This window comes from Halorhodospira sp. 9628, from assembly GCF_022228075.1.
In the GTDB taxonomy this organism is placed as follows: domain Bacteria; phylum Pseudomonadota; class Gammaproteobacteria; order Nitrococcales; family Halorhodospiraceae; genus Halorhodospira; species Halorhodospira halophila_A.
On the sequence record NZ_JAJNRF010000002.1, the window covers coordinates 293,855 to 309,214 of the forward strand.

Sequence of the window (15,360 nt, forward strand, 5' to 3'; positions counted from 1 at the left end):
CCGGCATTATGCCGCTAGAGATAGGGGGACGCGAGCCAGCAGGCGGCGTCGCGGACCCGCTCCAGGGGCGGGCGCTGGCGCAGCTCCTCCTCGCTGATGCGGCGCGAGCGGGCTCGGATGCGTTGGCAGTCGGCGGCCATCTCGCCGGCGATGGTGCGGTCGTAGAACTCGGCGTTGAGCTCGAAGTTCAGCCGCAGGCTGCGCGGATCCATGTTCGAAGATCCGACCTGGGCGTAGCGCCGGTCCACGATGAACAGCTTGGTGTGGGCGAACGGCGGTGGCTGGTAGTAGATGTTCACCCCCCAGTGGATCAACTCGCCGAGCATGTGCCGTGTGGCCCAGTGGACGAAGGGCAGATTGTTCTGCTCGGGCAGCAGGACGTTGACCTCCACGCCGCGCAGTGCCGCCGCCTCCAGGGCGGTCATCAGTGAGCGCATGGGCAGGAAGTAGGGCGTGACCACCCAGATCTCCTCGCGGGCCGCCGACAGGGCGCCGATCAGCGTCATGACTAGCCGGTCCAGGTCCTCGTTGGGTCCGTCGGTGATGATCCGGCTCAGGGCGCCGTCCACGTGGGGTCTGCCGCGGTGTGTGGTCCCTCGCTCCTCGCCGGTGGTGAACGCCCAGTCCTCCAGAAAGACCTGCTCCATCTGGCTGACCACGGGGCCGTCGACTAAGAAGTGGATGTCCGCTACGCGGTGCTCGCGGTCGGACTGCAGCAGGTGGCGGTCGCCCAGGTTCATGCCGCCGGTAAAGCCGGTCTGGCTGTCGACCACCAGAATCTTGCGGTGGTTGCGCAGGTTGATCGACAGTTGCGGCGGCAGCAGCCGCGGGGGCAGGAAGCGGGCCACCGGCACCCCGGTGCGACGGAGCAGCCGGCTGGCGCGGGGCCAGGAATAGAGTTCGCCGACACCGTCGATGAGCACCCGCACGTCGACCCCACGGCGGTGCGCAGCGGTGAGGGCACGGATGAACTGCCGCCCGCTGGTGTTGCTCTCGAAGATGTAGGTGCTCAGGAAGATCGTCCGCTGCGCCGCGTCGATCGCCTCGAGCATGGTCGGATAGGCCTGCTCACCGTTGCGCAGGGCCTGGACCCGGTTGCCGTACTCCAGCGGCCGCCCGGTGACGGCATCGGAGATGCGGATCTGCTCGGCGTACTCAGGGCCCAACGAGGGGCTGTGGGTCTCCATGGACGGCCCGGGGCTGGGCGGGATGCGCTCCTCAGCCACCAGCTTGCGGGCTCGGGTCTCGACGCGGTTGATGCCGAAGACGTAGTAGAGGAGGGCTCCACCGACGGGGAAGATGATGCACACCGCCATCCAGGACGCGGCCACCTGGGGCTCGCGTTTGGTCAGCAGGGCGTGTACGGCGGCCGCCGGGCCGACGACCGCGGCGATTACGCTGGCGGCGGCGAGTATCCAGGCTGCGGCGTCCATGGGCGCCTAGTCTCGACCTTTTCGCCGCGGTTGGGAAGACGGGCTGCGCGGTTGAGTGGGCCGTCTGCTTTGGATTAGACTAATTCTGTATTTTTCCGCACTTCCGCCCGCGGACAAGGACCCGAAATGACCCAAACCCGAGACAATTCGATCCTCAGCGAGGAGCAGGGTGCCGGCTATCTGCGTGCGGTGGGGCTGCGCCCGACCCAGCAGCGGTTGGCCCTCGCCGGTCTCCTGTTCTCCGGCGAGGATCGCCACGTGACCGCCGAATCCCTCTACGAAGAGGCCACGGCCCAGGGTGTCAAGGTCTCGCTGGCCACCGTGTACAACACCCTGAACCAGTTCAAGGACGCCGGCCTCCTGCGCGAGGTCATCGTTCACTCTGGCAAGTCGTACTTCGACACCAAGACCGAGGCCCACCATCACCTCTACGACGAGGACAGCGGCGAGATCGAGGACGTCCACCTGCAGGTGGATGAGCAGGAGGTCCGGCGTAAGGTCCAGGTCCCCGAGGGCAAGCAGATCTCTGGCGTGGATATCGTCGTGCGCCTGCGTACGGACCGCGGTTAGCCCGGCCGCCGTTGCCGTTGTGGCCTGCCGGGCCCGTGCCGCCGGGCTCAGCGCGCCAAGAGTTCCGCCAGGCGCTCGGCCTGGAGGCGCTGCTGGCGTCGGCAGGTCAGCCGCTGCGCCTCGACCAGCGTGCGTAGCTCCCCCAGCGCCTGGCCGAAGGTGTCGTTGATCACCAGGTAGTCGTACTCGGCGTAGTGGGCGATCTCGTCCACCGCTTCGGCCAGGCGGCGCTCGATCACTTCTGCACTGTCCTGGCCGCGTTCGCTCAGCCGGCGGCGCAGCTCCGTCCGGGAAGGCGGCAGGATGAACACCGACACTGCCTCGGGCAGCACCGCGCGCACTTGCTGCGCCCCCTGCCAGTCGATCTCCAGAATCACATCCGCGCCGGCGTCCAGGCGCGCCTCGACGGCGTCCTGCGACGTGCCGTAGAGGTTTTCGAAGACCCGCGCGTACTCTAGGAACCGGCCCGCCTCGACCCGCTCCAAGAACTGCGCCTCGTCGAAGAAGTGGTAGTCCACGCCGTCGCGCTCGCCCGGGCGCGGTGCGCGCGTGGTGCTGGAGACTGATAGCTCCAGACCGGGAACCTGCTCGAGCAGGGCCCGGACCAGGCTGGTCTTCCCGGCGCCGGAAGGCGCCGAGACGATGAACAGGTTGCCGCGTGGGGGCGTGGGCTTACTCGACATTCTGCACCTGCTCACGCATCTGTTCGATCAGGACCTTAAGGTCCAGGGCGGCGCTGCTGCTGGCCACATGGCCCGATTTCGAGGCGATGGTGTTGGCCTCGCGGTTGAGCTCCTGCATCAGGAAGTCGAGACGCCGGCCCACCGGCTCGGCGGCCTCCAGCAGGCGCAGAACCTCCTGGAGGTGCGTGCCGAGGCGCTCCAGCTCCTCGTCGATATCCTGTCGCTGGGCGATGTAGGCCAGCTCCTGCTCCAGGCGGCCCGGGTCCGCGGGCGCCGGGAGTTCGTCCAGGCGCGCGGTGAGCCGCTCGCGGATGCGCTGGTTGATCGTGCCGCGCTGCTCGGCCAGTTCCGCGACGATGTCGCGAGCGCTCTCAGCGCGGGCGCGGATGTGCTCGGCCAGCTGCTCCCCTTCGCGTCGCCGGGTGTCGCGCAGCCCTTCCAGGGCGTCGTCAAGCAGGGCGACAGCGGCCTCGCGCACCGGCTCCAGGTCCACCGCCGGCTCGCCGAGCACGCCCGGAAAGCGCAGGATCTCCGCGGTGGACGCCGGCTGGGCCGAGTTCCCGAAACGCCGGCCGATCTCCGCGGCGATCCGTGATAGCTCGTCCACCCGCTGCCAGTCCACGTCCAGCCCGCCCTGGCCGGTGGCCTCGAGGCTGAAGCGCAGGGTGCACTCCAGCTTGCCGCGGCCGAGCCGCTGGCGTGCACGCTCACGCACCTGCGGCTCGATGGCGCGCAGCTCATCCGGCAGGCGCGGGTGGAGCTCCAGATACCGGTGGTTGACCGAGCGCAGCTCCCAGGTCAGGCGGCCGGAGCGCCCCCCCCAGTCCCCCTGCGCCTCGCGTCGTTCGAAGGCGGTCATGCTGTGGATCAACGGTGCGACCTCCGGCCGGCGGGTAGGACGCAAATGCTAATCGCTTCGGTGGTGTCCATGCCAGGGCACGGCCGCGGTGTTACTGCTGATCCGCGAAACGGTGCACGAGCCGCGCGGCGTGGTCGATCTCGCCGGTGAGGATCTCCATCCGCTCGCCGGCGCGGTCGGTGCACTGCTGTACCTGCTGCGCCAGCTGGTCGATGTTGCTGATGTTGCGGTTGACCTCCTCGGCCGTGGCGCTCTGCTCTTCGGTGGCACTGGCGATCTGCATGCTCATCTCCTGCATGGAAGAGACCGCCTGATTGATCGCCTCCAGCGCTCCGCGGGCTTCGTCGGAGAGGGCCAGGGTGTGCTCGGCGCGCTCGCTGCTCTCGTTCATCGCGGCCACGGCTCGCCCGGTGCCCTCCTGCAGGGAGTCGATGATGCCCTTGATCTCCTGGGTCGAGGACGAGGTGCGGTCGGCCAGGACCCGCACTTCCTCGGCGACCACCGAGAAGCCGCGGCCGACCTCGCCGGCCCGCGCCGCCTCGATGGCGGCGTTGAGCGCCAGTAGGTTGGTCTGCTCGGTGATCTGCTGGATTAGGTCCAGGGCGGTGCCGATGCGATCGGTCTCCTGGGCCAGTTGATGGGTGATCTCCGAGGAGCCGCGCACCCGCTCGACCAGCTCGCGGACCGCATCGGCGCTCTGCTGCACCGTCTGCATGCCGTGGTGGGTCTGGCTCTGCGCCTGCTCGCTGGTCTCCGCCCCCATGGAGGCGTTACGGGCCACCTCTTGGACGCTCTGCGACATCTCCTCCATGGCCGTGGCCACCTGCTGGGTCTCTGCCGTCTGCCGCTGGGCCTGGCTGCGTGCCTCGCCGATGGCCTCGCCGGCCTCGTTGCGCACCGTCTGCAGGTGATCGGTCACGCTGGCCAGGCGCCTGGGCACGGCGGTCATCTCGGTCTGCAGCTGGAGCATGGCCAGCCGCAGGCGACCAACCTCATCCCGGCGATTGGTGTAGAGTCGCTCGGCCAGCGGATCGTCGACCAGGTGCCGGGCTGCCTCGACCGCCTGGTTCAATGGCCGCCAGAGGTAGGCGGCGCCGCCGGCGGCCAGGGCCGTAGCGGTCAGCGTGACCGCGGCCAGGGCGGCGGTGCCCAGGCCGGCCGCGCTGGCCGCCACGGCGGCTGCGGGGGCCGGCAGGAGCAGGGCGAGTAGCCGCTCGCGGAGTCCGAAACGACGCGCCGGCCGCGGCACCGGGGCGACTTCGCCCTTGTCCGGTTCGGCGGCGCGAACCTGCGCATAGACGGCGGTGGCCCGCTCCACCGCCGCCTCGGAGGGTGGGGCGGTGCGCACCGACTGGATCTCGACGATCTCCCCCCGGGCATCGAGCACCGGGGTCGCATAGGCGTGGACCCAGTAGTGATCCCCGTTCTTGCAGCGGTTCTTGACCAGCCCCATCCACGAGCGCCCGGATTGCAGCGTCGCCCACATCTCGTAGAATGCCGTGCGCGGCATGTCCGGGTGGCGGATCATGTTGTGCGGCTGGCCGATCAGTTCATCGCGGCGGTAGCCGCTGATCTGCTCGAATGTCTCGTTGACGTAGGTGATCCGCCCCTTCGGGTCGGTGGTCGAGAGGATGGTGGCGCCTCGGGGGATGGCCACCCTGCGCTGCGTGACGGGCTCGTTGATGCGCATGGACGCTCCTTGGGAACAGGTGCAGGCGCGCGCCTCCGCCGGCTCTCTTGCGCCGGTGCGGTGCGCCGCCCTGGCACCGGGAGCGCAGCGCCGTAGAAACCCCAGCCCGTATAATCCATTACCCGGGCAACCACGTCCATACTCTCCACCTGGGGCTGCGACCACGCTGCCCCCCATCAGCAGGAGGCACTATGCGCCCAAGCGGTCGACGGGCCGACGAGCTTCGCCCGATCTCCATCCAGCGACAGTTCACCAAGCACGCCGAGGGGTCGGTGCTCATCGGTTTCGGGGACACACGTGTGCTGTGCACGGCCAGCGTCGAGGCGCGTGTGCCGCCCTGGCTGCGCGGGCAGGGGCGCGGCTGGGTCACCGCCGAGTACGGCATGCTGCCGCGCTCGACCCACACCCGCTCGGATCGTGAGGCCGCCCGGGGCAAGCAGCAGGGACGGACCGTCGAGATCCAGCGCTTGATCGGCCGCTCGCTGCGGGCCGCTGTTGATCTGCAGGGGCTGGGCGAACGCAGTGTGGTGGTCGACTGCGACGTGCTGCAGGCCGATGGTGGCACGCGGACGGCGGCGATCACGGGCGCCTTCGTGGCCCTGACCGACGCCCTCGACGGGTTGGTTCGCCAGCGCGCCCTTTCGGCTTCTCCGCTCCACGGGCAGGTGGCGTCGGTCTCGGTGGGGGTCTATCGCGGCGAGCCGGTGCTCGATCTGGACTACGCCGAGGACGGTGAGGCCGAGACGGACATGAACGTGGTGATGAACGATGCCGGCGCTTTCATCGAGCTGCAGGGCACCGCCGAGGGGCACGCCTTCCGGCGTGACGAACTCGAGCGCATGCTCACCCTGGCCGAGAAGGGCGTCGGCGAGCTGTTGCAGCATCAGCAGGAGGCACTGGCGACATGAAGATCGTGCTGGCCACCGGCAATGCCGGCAAGATTGCCGAGATGACCCGCATGCTCCAGGGCTACGACGCCGAGGTGGTCAGCCAGGGGCACCTGGGTATCGACTCCCCGGCCGAGACCGGGCTGACCTTCGTCGAGAATGCATTGATCAAGGCGCGCCACTGCGCCGAGCGCAGCGGCCTGCCCGCGGTCGCCGACGACTCCGGGCTCGCCGTTCCGTCCCTCGGTGGCGAGCCCGGCATCTATTCGGCGCGCTACGCCGGCAGCGATGCCGGTGACGCCGCCAACATCGAGCGGCTGCTCGCCGAGCTGCGTGAGCGCGGCGATGGCAGCCGGCGTGGTACCTTCCACTGCGTCATGGTCTATCTGCGCCACGCCGCCGACCCCGCGCCGCTGGTCGCTCACGGCAGCTGGACGGGGCGGATCGTCGAGACCCCGCGCGGTCAGCACGGTTTCGGTTACGACCCGGTCTTCGAGGATCCGGAGCTCGGCCGGACCGCCGCCGAGCTGGATGCCCCCGAGAAGGACGCCCGTAGCCACCGCGGCCAGGCGCTGCGCGGGCTGATCCAGGGCATCGCTGCGGAGGTGGCCGGGTGAACTGGTCACGGCCATGACCACCGGCGCCGGGGTGCGGCTGCCGCCGCTGGCGGTCTACATCCACCTGCCCTGGTGCCTGCAGCGCTGCGGCTACTGCGATTTCAATGCCCACGCCCTGCGCGGTGAACTCCCGGCCGGCGCCTATCGGGCCGCTCTGGGCCGGGAGCTGCGCCGCCAGGCGCCGGCGGCGCTCGGCCGCCGGGTGGCCAGTGTGTTCATCGGCGGGGGCACGCCGAGCCTCTTCCCGCCGGCGGTGATCAGCGAACTGCTGGGCGACCTCGATGCGCTCCTCGGCTTCGAGCCGGGGGCCGAGATCACCCTGGAGGCAAACCCCGGCGCCAACGAGACGGCCCGGCTGCGGGGCTTCCGCCAGGCCGGCGTGACCCGCCTGTCGCTCGGGGTGCAGACCCTGGATGACACGCTGCTGGCCCGTCTGGGGCGGATCCACGACGCCGCCGCCGCGCGCGAGGCAGTGGCCGAGGCGCGCAGCGCCGGTTTTAACGGCGTCAACGTCGATCTCATGTACGGCCTGCCCGGGCAGGAAGTCGCCGGGGCCGAGGCCGACGTGGCCGCGGCCATCGAGCTGGGGGTGGATCACCTCAGTCATTACCAGCTGACCATCGAGCCGGATACGCCCTTCGGGCGCCGCCCACCGCCGGGGCTGCCCGGGGAGGACACGTTGCTGGCGATGGAGGTGGCGTGCCGCCGGCGGCTGGCGGAGGCGGGGCTGGAGCGCTACGAGGTCTCGGCCTTCGCCCGTTCGGGTCAGCGTAGTGTCCACAACCTCGGTTACTGGACGTTCGGCGACTACCTAGGGTTGGGGGCCGGGGCGGCCGGCAAGCTCACCGACCCTGACGGCCGCGTGCGGCGCACGCGCCAGCGCCACTCGCCGCGGGCCTGGATGGCCGCCGCCGGCAGCGAGCGGGCCGATGCCGAGTGCATCGAGCTGACGCCGTCGGAACAGGCCTTCGAGGTCCTGCTCAACGGTCTACGCCTGCGGCAGGGGCTCCCAGAGCGTTTGGCCGTGGCGCGCAGTGGCTGCACCCGCGCGGCACTGCGCGCCTGGCTGGCGCCGCTATGCAGCCGCGGCTGGCTGACGTGGAGCGAGGGCCGGATCCGCGCCAGCGAAACCGGCTACGAGATGCTCGATACCCTGCTTTTGGAACTGCTGCCCGGCCCGCCGGATGCGCACCGCGCCAGCGAGAGACCTTCCTCGCAGGGCGGCAACGCGCTAAAATAACATGTCAATCTGCTGAATTGTGTCTGGAGGAGCGCGATGGCTCGCGTCACCGTAGAGGATTGCCTGGACAACGTGGACAACCGCTTCGAGCTCGTGCTCGCCGGCGCCAAGCGGGCCCGGCAGCTGGCCAAGGGCATCGAGCCGTTGGTCGACTGGGAGAACGACAAGCCGACAGTGGTGGCGCTGCGCGAGATCGCCGCCGGCCACGTCACCTCCGAGATCCTGACCGGCGCCGAGGATAACGCGGCGGAGAGCCTGAGCCTGGGTGGCTTCAGCGCCGCCGACGTCGAGGCCGAGGTCGGCGGCGGCCCCGTGCAGCCGGATCCGGGCGCCAGCCAAGAGCGCTCCTTCGACGAGTCGGCGGAGGACGCCGGGACGGGGTCCGGTGATTCCGATCCGACCACCTGAGAGACCGGTCCGGGAAATGTATGGCGCGCGCCGCGAGTGTCATCAACGCCGGTGAATCGGCGTCGGCTTCCGACCCGGAGCGGCGCATCCAGGAAGTCTGTGCCCTGCTCGAGCGCTACCTCGAGCCCCACCAGATCGAACAGGTCCGCGAGGCCTACCGGTTCAGCGCCGCCGCCCACGAGGGGCAGCGGCGCCGCTCCGGCGAGCCCTACATCACGCACCCGATCGCCGTCGCCCGCATCCTCGCCGAGATGCGCCTCGATGCCGAGGCGGTCGTGGCCGCACTGCTCCACGACGTCATCGAGGACACCCCCACCGCTAAAGAGGGGATCGCCGAGCGCTTTGGCGAACAGGTGGCCGAGCTCGTCGACGGGGTCTCCAAGCTAGGCGCCATCGACTTCCAGAGCAAGGAGGAGGCGCAGGCGGAGAGCTTTCGCAAGATGATCCTGGCCATGGCCCAGGACATCCGCGTCATCCTGATCAAGCTTGCCGACCGCCTCCACAACATGCGCACGATCTGGATCATGCGTCCGGAGAAGCGCCGCCGCATCGCCCGCGAGACCCTCGACATCTACGCCCCCATCGCCCAGCGCCTGGGTATCAACAGCCTGCGCACCGAGCTCGAGGACCTGGGCTTTGCCGCCCACTACCCGCTGCGCTACCGGGCGCTCAAGGAGAAGCTCGCCCGGCAGCGCGGGCGGCGCGGCGTGATCCTCGACACCGTTTGCGATCAAGTGCGTACGCGCCTAGAGCAGGCCGGGATCCACGCCGACGTGGCCGGCCGCGAGAAGCACCTGTGGTCTATCTACTGCAAGATGGTCCACAAGCAGCTCAACTTCCGCGACGTCTTCGACGTCTACGGCTTCCGGGTGGTCGTCGACACCGTCGACGAGTGTTATCGCGTGCTCGGCATCCTCCACGGGCTCTACAAACCTCGGCCGGGTCGGATCAAGGACTACATCGCTATCCCCAAGGCCAACGGCTACCAGTCGCTGCACACCACCCTGGTCGGCCCGCACCGCATCCGCCTCGAGGCGCAGATCCGCACCCGCGACATGCACGCCGTGGCCGAGTCGGGCATCGCCGCGCACTGGTTCTACAAGGACGCTGGCGAGAGCGGCAACACGGCCCAGGTGCGGGCCCGGCAGTGGGTCAAGGACCTGCTCGAGATGCAGCGCAGCGTCGGGACCTCCGAGGAGTTCATCGAGAGCGTCAAGATCGACCTGGTCCCCGACGAGATCTACGTCTTCACCCCCAAGGGCGACATCCTCGAACTGCCGAGCAACGCCACGCCCGTGGACCTGGCCTACGCGATCCACTCCGACGTGGGCAACTCCTGCATCGCCGCCAAGGTCGACCACCGCCTTACGCCGCTGCGCACTCCGCTGCAGAGCGGGCAGATGGTCGAGATCATCACCGCCCCGGTGGGGCGCCCCAATCCGGTGTGGCTCGATTTCGTGGTCACCGCCAAAGCGCGCACCGCCATCCGCCACGCGCTCAAGCGGCTGCGCGATGACGAGGCCATCGAACTCGGCCGGCGCATGGTCGAGCGCGCCCTCTCGGCGCTGTCGGTGGACCTCGACGCCCTCGATCCCGGGCGTGTCGACGAGGCCCTGGCCGGCACCGGCTTGGCCAGCCTCGACGACCTATTCCGCGATGTCGGCCTGGGCAACCGGGTCCCGTGGCTGGTGGCGCAGCAGCTCAGCGGCCTGGAGCAGGGCGAGGTCGAGCTCGAAGAGCGCCCCGATGAGCCCGAGCCCCACGGCACCCTGACCATCCGCGGCAACGAGGGCACCGTGGTCTCCTTCGCGCGCTGCTGCCGGCCGATCCCCGGCGACCCGATCGTCGGCTTCGTCAGCACCGGCCGGGGCGTGGTCATCCACCACCGCGACTGCAAGAACGTGGCCAGCCAGCGCAAACGTTCGGAGAGCTGGGTGGATGTGGACTGGGAGGCTGATGTCGACGCCGAGTTCCCCACCCTGATCGGCATCGACGTGGTCAACGAGCGCGGCGCGCTGGCCCAGCTCGCCCACGGCATCTCGGAGCAGGGGGCGAGCATCGAGAACGTCACCATCGAGGAGCGCGACGGTATGATCGCCACCGTCCGCTTCCTGATCCTGGTGCGTGACCGCCGCCACCTGGCGGCCGTGGTGCGCCATCTGCGGGCCATGCCGCCGGTGCAGCGCATCGTGCGCAAGAAAGACGGTTAAGGAGAGAGAGAGCGCCCATGTCCCGAGAAACCATCCACACCGAGGCCGCGCCGGCCGCCATCGGCCCCTACAGCCAGGCGGTGCGGGCCGGGGATTTCGTCTATATCTCCGGGCAGATCCCGCTGGATCCGCAGACCGGTGAGCTCGTCGGCGCCGACATGCACAGCCAGGTGGCCCGCGTCTTCGAGAACCTCGGTGCCGTCGCCGAGGCCGCCGGCGGCACTCTGGCCGACGCCGTGCGCATCGCCATCTACCTCACCGACCTGAGCCACTTCGCCCTGGTCAACGAGGTGATGACCCAATACCTCTCCGAGCCCTACCCGTCGCGGGCCGCCCTCGGCGTGGCCGCCCTGCCCAAGGGGGCGGCGGTGGAGATGGACGCCGTGCTCTACCTGCCCCGGGAGGGCTGAAGCCCGGCCGTGGAAGGGGCACAGCGGCGGCTGACCAGCCTGCCGGGTGTCGGCCCGCGCCTGGCCGAACGCCTGGCACGGCTGGGGCTGCACACGGTGGGCGATCTGCTGCTGCACCGCCCCATCCGCTACGAGGACCGCACCCGCCTGCGCCCCATCGGTGGCCTGCAGCCCGGCGAGCGGGTGCTGATCGAGGGGCGGGTGGAGTGGTCCGAGGTGGCCCGGGGGCGGCGCAAGCGCCTGCTGTGCCGGCTCAGTGACGGCACCGGGCAGCTCGATCTGGTTTTCTTCCATTTCCATCCGCGCCAGGCCGAGCGCCTGACCCGCGGCGTACTCCTGCGCTGCTTCGGTGAGGTGCGGGCCGGTTACGGCGGCCTGCAGATGGCCCATCCGGAGCACCAGCGGGTGGCCCCCGGCGATGCCGACGGTCCCGGTGAGGACGCCCTCACCCCGGTCTATGCCAGCACCGACGGCCTGCATCAGGGGCAGCTGCGCAAGCTGGTCGACGCCGCTCTGGGGCTGCTCCCCGAGGCTGCCCCGGAGTGCTTGCCCGAGGCCGCGTGGGTGGACGGGCAGTGGCCGACCCTCGCCGAGGCCCTGCGCACCATTCACCGCCCGCCGCCGGAGACCGACACCGAGGCGCTGCTCGCCGGCACCCATCCGGCGGTGCGCCGGGTGGCCTGCGAGGAGCTGCTCGCCCACCACCTCACCCTGCGTCGCCGGCGCCAGGCGCTGCGCTCGGAGGCCGGCGCCCCGCCGCTGGACCAGGGCGAGGCGCTGGCCGGGCAGCTGCAGGCGAGCCTGCCTTTCCCGCTGACCGGCGCGCAGCAGCGGGTGGACGCCGAGCTGGCCGCGGACATGGCGGATACGGTGCCGATGCTGCGCCTGCTGCAGGGGGATGTCGGCTCGGGCAAGACCGTCGTCGCCGCCCTGGCTTGCGCCCGGGCCGTGGGCAGTGGCTACCAGGCGGCGCTGATGGCGCCCACCGAGCTGCTCGCCGAGCAGCACTGCCGCAGTCTGCAGGGCTGGTTCCAGCCGCTGGGTGTGGAAGTGGCCTGGCTATCCGGCGGCGCGTCGGCGAGCGAGCGTCGTGCGGCGCGCCAGCGCCTGGCCGAGGGCCGTGCCGGCATCGCCGTGGGGACCCATGCGCTGTTCCAGGAGGAGGTGCAGTTCCGCCGTCTGGGGTTGGTCGTGGTGGACGAGCAGCACCGCTTCGGTGTGCACCAGCGCCTGGCGCTTAAAGACAAGGGCGGTGGCGCCGAGCCCCACCAGCTGACCATGACCGCCACCCCGATCCCCCGGACCCTGGCCATGACCGCCTACGCCGATCTCGACGTCTCTTCGCTGGACGAGCGCCCGCCGGGACGCACGCCGGTGCAGACGGTGGTGGTCGCCGAGCGGCGTCGCGGAGAAGTCATCGAGCGCATCCGCGCTGCCCTCGACGCGGGGCGCCAGGCGTATTGGGTCTGCACCCTCATCGAGGCCTCGGACGAACTGGAGGCGCAGGCCGCTGAGGACACCGCTGCCGAACTCGAGCGGGCCGTGGGCGATGCCCACCGCGTGGCGCTGGTCCACGGCCGCATGACCCCGACCGAGAAGGAACGCACCATGGGGGCGTTCGCCCGGGGCGAGGTGGCGCTGCTGGTGGCCACGACGGTGATCGAGGTCGGGGTCGACGTGCCCAACGCCAGCCTGATGGTCATCGACAACGCCGAGCGGCTTGGCCTGGCGCAGCTCCATCAGTTGCGTGGACGGGTCGGGCGCGGCCGCGCGGCGTCGACTTGTGTGCTCATGTATCATGGTCCGCTGTCTGAGAGCGCCCGGCAGCGGCTCGCCGTGTTGCGGGAGACCGATGACGGATTCGCCATCGCCCGGCGGGATCTGGACATCCGCGGCCCCGGAGAGTTGCTGGGTACCCGGCAGACCGGTGCGCTGAGCCTGCGCGTGGCCGACCTGCGCCGTGACGCGGATCTGCTCGAGGCCGTCCAGCAGGTGGGGGCCGAGCTCCTGGAGCGGGCTCCCGGGACCGCCGAGCAGCTCATCCGCCGTTGGGTCGGCGAAGCCGAGCGCTACGGGCAGGTGTGATCGGCTCCGCAATGACGGGTGGTGGATTCGCAGTGGCAAACGGGGTGAGGGAACGCGCTGTCTGGCATCCCCGGGTGGCAGCCTGGCGGCCGGGGGTGGCCGCGGTCCCGGGGCGGCCGAAACCGGCAGTGCACCGGCTGCTCACCGAGCGCGGCTCCCTGACGGCGCAGCTCGAGCGCTTCGGTCCGGTTCACGTTCACGTTCTGCGCCAGGCCTGGCAGCGGCCGGCCCCGGATGAGGGCGTCGCCCTCGGGTTGCCGGTGGGACGACACGCCTGGTTGCGCGAGGTCGTGCTCGATTGCGAGGGTGGCCCGACTATCTACGCCCGAAGTATCGTGCCGGATCGTTTGCTCGGGCCGCTGGCGAGGCTGCCGCGCTTGGGCGAGCGCCCCCTGGGCCGACTGCTCTTCTCGGCGGCCGATGTGCAGCGCGGTCCGCTGGCGGTGGCCCGGCTGCGTGGACGCGAGCCGCTGGCCGACTGGCTGCGCGCTCACGGTCTGCCGTCGCCGGCCGGGGGCTGGGCGCGACGCTCGACGCTGTCCGTTGCCGGCCGGCGTCTGTTGGTAACCGAGGTCTTTTTCCCGGAGGGTGTTGAGGGTGAGCGGCGAGGTGCATAGCGGGGAGCCATCCGGCCCAGGGGGCGTGAACGCGCGCCTGCGGACCTATGCGCAGCTGACGCGGCTCGATCGGCCCATCGGCAACTTCCTGCTGCTCTGGCCGGTGCTCTGGGCGCTTTGGATCGCGGCTGCCGGGGTGCCGGATCTCGATCTGCTGGTCATCTTCACCCTCGGTGTAGTGATCATGCGGGCCGCCGGGTGCGTCATCAACGACTTCGCCGATCGCCACATCGACGGGCACGTCAAGCGGACCCGGCAGCGGCCCTTCGCCACCGGGCGCGTCTCCGAGCGCGAGGCGCTGGCCCTGTTTGTCGTGCTCTGCCTGCTCGCCTTCGGGCTGGTGCTGCTGACCAATCCGCTGACCATCCTGATGTCGCTGGTAGCGGTGGTGCTGGCGGCGACCTACCCCTTCACCAAGCGCTACACCCACCTGCCCCAGATCCATCTGGGGCTGGCCTTCGGGTGGGCCGTGCCCATGGTCTTCGCCGCGCAGACCGGGGCGGTGCCCGTGGTGGCCTGGCTGCTGCTGATCGCCACCGTGCTCTGGGCCACCGTCTACGACACCATGTACGCCATGGTCGACCGGGATGACGATGTGAAGATCGGCGTCAAGTCCACGGCCATCCTCTTCGGCGACCTGGACCGACTGATGATTGCCATCCTGCAGGCGCTGATGCTGCTGGCGCTGCTGCAGGTCGGCCTGCACCTGGAGGCCGGTGTGGCCTATTACCTGGGGCTGGCCGGGGCGGCCGGGCTGTTCGCCTATCAGCAGTACCTGATCCGCCGGCGTGAGCGCCAGGACTGCTTTCGCGCCTTCCTCAACAACGCCTGGCTCGGCGGCGTAGTCTTTGCCGGCCTGGTGGCCGACCTGCACCTCTAGCCCCTGCACCGGGCGCGATGCCTACGGCGTCCGCGCCAGCGCCCACAGATCGACCCGCTGCACTCCAGCGGCGCGCAGGGTGCGCGCCGCCTCGGCGGCCGTCGCCCCGGTGGTGACCACATCGTCGAGCAGGGCCACGTGTCCCGGCACCCGCCCGGGGCGGGCACTGAACGCGCCGCGGATGGCGCTGCGCCGTGCCCGGGCGCTGCGGGTGGCCTGGCGGGCATCGCCGTCGCGCCGGCGCAGTGCCCGGCACAGCGGCAGGGGAGGGAGCCGGCGGCGCACCGCCCGGGCCAGTTCCGCCGTCTGATCGAAGCCACGCTGGCGCAGCCGCCGGGCGTGGAGCGGGACCGGGACGACGGCCGCGGGCAGTGGCGCCGCGTCCCGGCGGACGGCGTCGGCGAGCAGCGCGCCGAGCAGCTGCCCGTCGGCCAGCCGGCCGTGGAACTTGAAGGCGGTGATCAGGCGCTCGGCCGGTCCCTCGTAGCGCAGCGGCACCACCGCTGCCCGGAAGGGCAGCGGGCTCTGCCGGCAAGGGCACGGCAGGGCGCCGTCCCCCGGCAGGGCGCAGTGCGGGCAGCAGGGGGTGTTCCACGGCAGGTCGGCCCGGCAGCCGCGGCACAGGTCGAGGCCGTCGACGCCCGGGTCATCGCACAACCGGCAGCGCGGTGGGTAGAGGGCTGGCGGGATAATATCCAGCCACTTGTTGACTGATCGTGCAAGCCTGTAGTTGACCATGGCGGCCTCCTTGCTACCATGAGCGCTTCCTGC

General features: G+C 70.5%; 15 protein-coding genes. 10 read left to right on the forward strand and 5 right to left on the reverse strand.

Annotation, left to right across the window (positions count from 1 at the left end; translation table 11 throughout):
- Nucleotides 1-14 precede the first annotated feature (14 nt).
- Nucleotides 15-1,433: a phospholipase D-like domain-containing protein gene (locus tag LRG10_RS03870; protein WP_201169624.1), complete on the reverse strand. Its 1,419-nt coding sequence runs from the start codon at nt 1,431-1,433 to the stop codon at nt 15-17.
- Nucleotides 1,434-1,559: 126 nt separating this feature from the next.
- Between LRG10_RS03870 and irrA the strand changes: the two genes are divergently transcribed.
- A complete protein-coding gene (gene irrA / locus LRG10_RS03875; protein WP_201169622.1) occupies nt 1,560-2,003 on the forward strand; it encodes an iron response transcriptional regulator IrrA in 444 nt (147 codons plus the stop codon).
- A gap of 47 nt (nt 2,004-2,050) precedes the next feature.
- Here irrA and gmk read toward each other — a convergent pair whose 3' ends face one another.
- The 3 genes from gmk to LRG10_RS03890 form a co-directional block, all read right to left on the reverse strand.
- A complete protein-coding gene (gene gmk, locus LRG10_RS03880; protein ID WP_201169620.1) occupies nt 2,051-2,686 on the reverse strand; it encodes a guanylate kinase in 636 nt (211 codons plus the stop codon).
- On the reverse strand, nt 2,676-3,557 hold the full coding sequence (locus LRG10_RS03885; protein WP_201169619.1) for a YicC/YloC family endoribonuclease: 882 nt from the start codon (nt 3,555-3,557) through the stop codon (nt 2,676-2,678). Before LRG10_RS03885 ends, gmk begins: the two co-directional genes overlap by 11 nt.
- A gap of 79 nt (nt 3,558-3,636) precedes the next feature.
- Entirely contained in the window at nt 3,637-5,235 is a 1,599-nt protein-coding gene (locus LRG10_RS03890; RefSeq protein WP_238633331.1) for a PAS domain-containing methyl-accepting chemotaxis protein, read from the reverse strand.
- A gap of 191 nt (nt 5,236-5,426) precedes the next feature.
- On the opposite strand from LRG10_RS03890, the gene rph reads away from it, so the two are divergent.
- The 9 genes from rph (at nt 5,427) to ubiA (ending at nt 14,589) form a co-directional block, all read left to right on the forward strand.
- On the forward strand, nt 5,427-6,143 hold the full coding sequence (rph, locus tag LRG10_RS03895) for a ribonuclease PH (protein WP_201169615.1): 717 nt from the start codon (nt 5,427-5,429) through the stop codon (nt 6,141-6,143).
- Complete coding sequence (gene rdgB, locus LRG10_RS03900) at nt 6,140-6,739, forward strand: RdgB/HAM1 family non-canonical purine NTP pyrophosphatase (protein WP_201169612.1); 600 nt, start codon at nt 6,140-6,142, stop codon at nt 6,737-6,739. Before rph ends, rdgB begins: the two co-directional genes overlap by 4 nt.
- A 13-nt stretch (nt 6,740-6,752) precedes the next feature.
- Entirely contained in the window at nt 6,753-7,979 is a 1,227-nt protein-coding gene (gene hemW, locus LRG10_RS03905) for a radical SAM family heme chaperone HemW (protein ID WP_238634764.1), read from the forward strand.
- Nucleotides 7,980-8,015: 36 nt separating this feature from the next.
- Nucleotides 8,016-8,387, forward strand: coding sequence for a DNA-directed RNA polymerase subunit omega (rpoZ, locus tag LRG10_RS03910; RefSeq protein WP_201169610.1), 372 nt, complete (start codon nt 8,016-8,018; stop codon nt 8,385-8,387).
- Between the two features lie 20 nt (nt 8,388-8,407).
- On the forward strand, nt 8,408-10,597 hold the full coding sequence (gene spoT, locus LRG10_RS03915; RefSeq protein ID WP_201169609.1) for a bifunctional GTP diphosphokinase/guanosine-3',5'-bis pyrophosphate 3'-pyrophosphohydrolase: 2,190 nt from the start codon (nt 8,408-8,410) through the stop codon (nt 10,595-10,597).
- Nucleotides 10,598-10,614: 17 nt separating this feature from the next.
- Complete coding sequence (locus LRG10_RS03920) at nt 10,615-11,007, forward strand: RidA family protein (protein ID WP_201169608.1); 393 nt, start codon at nt 10,615-10,617, stop codon at nt 11,005-11,007.
- 9 nt (nt 11,008-11,016) lie between these two features.
- Nucleotides 11,017-13,092 (forward strand): ATP-dependent DNA helicase RecG, encoded by a 2,076-nt coding sequence (recG, locus tag LRG10_RS03925; protein ID WP_238634765.1) that lies wholly within the window; start codon nt 11,017-11,019, stop codon nt 13,090-13,092.
- 74 nt (nt 13,093-13,166) lie between these two features.
- Nucleotides 13,167-13,709, forward strand: coding sequence for a chorismate lyase (locus LRG10_RS03930; protein WP_201169604.1), 543 nt, complete (start codon nt 13,167-13,169; stop codon nt 13,707-13,709).
- Nucleotides 13,710-13,734: 25 nt separating this feature from the next.
- Nucleotides 13,735-14,589, forward strand: coding sequence for a 4-hydroxybenzoate octaprenyltransferase (gene ubiA / locus LRG10_RS03935; RefSeq protein ID WP_201169601.1), 855 nt, complete (start codon nt 13,735-13,737; stop codon nt 14,587-14,589).
- 21 nt (nt 14,590-14,610) lie between these two features.
- Here ubiA and LRG10_RS03940 read toward each other — a convergent pair whose 3' ends face one another.
- The gene (locus LRG10_RS03940; protein WP_238633334.1) at nt 14,611-15,327 is read right to left on the reverse strand and encodes a ComF family protein; all 717 of its coding nucleotides are present in this window, start codon (nt 15,325-15,327) and stop codon (nt 14,611-14,613) included.
- Between the last annotated feature and the right edge of the window lie 33 nt (nt 15,328-15,360).

Coding starts and splice junctions, on each gene's coding strand:
- LRG10_RS03870 (WP_201169624.1), bottom strand. CDS start 1,433: ATGGACGCCGCAGCCTGGATACTCGCCGCCGCCAGCGTAATCGCCGCG.
- irrA (WP_201169622.1), top strand. CDS start 1,560: ATGACCCAAACCCGAGACAATTCGATCCTCAGCGAGGAGCAGGGTGCC.
- gmk (WP_201169620.1), bottom strand. CDS start 2,686: ATGTCGAGTAAGCCCACGCCCCCACGCGGCAACCTGTTCATCGTCTCG.
- LRG10_RS03890 (WP_238633331.1), bottom strand. CDS start 5,235: ATGCGCATCAACGAGCCCGTCACGCAGCGCAGGGTGGCCATCCCCCGA.
- rph (WP_201169615.1), top strand. CDS start 5,427: ATGCGCCCAAGCGGTCGACGGGCCGACGAGCTTCGCCCGATCTCCATC.
- rdgB (WP_201169612.1), top strand. CDS start 6,140: ATGAAGATCGTGCTGGCCACCGGCAATGCCGGCAAGATTGCCGAGATG.
- hemW (WP_238634764.1), top strand. CDS start 6,753: ATGACCACCGGCGCCGGGGTGCGGCTGCCGCCGCTGGCGGTCTACATC.
- rpoZ (WP_201169610.1), top strand. CDS start 8,016: ATGGCTCGCGTCACCGTAGAGGATTGCCTGGACAACGTGGACAACCGC.
- spoT (WP_201169609.1), top strand. CDS start 8,408: ATGGCGCGCGCCGCGAGTGTCATCAACGCCGGTGAATCGGCGTCGGCT.
- LRG10_RS03920 (WP_201169608.1), top strand. CDS start 10,615: ATGTCCCGAGAAACCATCCACACCGAGGCCGCGCCGGCCGCCATCGGC.
- LRG10_RS03940 (WP_238633334.1), bottom strand. CDS start 15,327: ATGGTCAACTACAGGCTTGCACGATCAGTCAACAAGTGGCTGGATATT.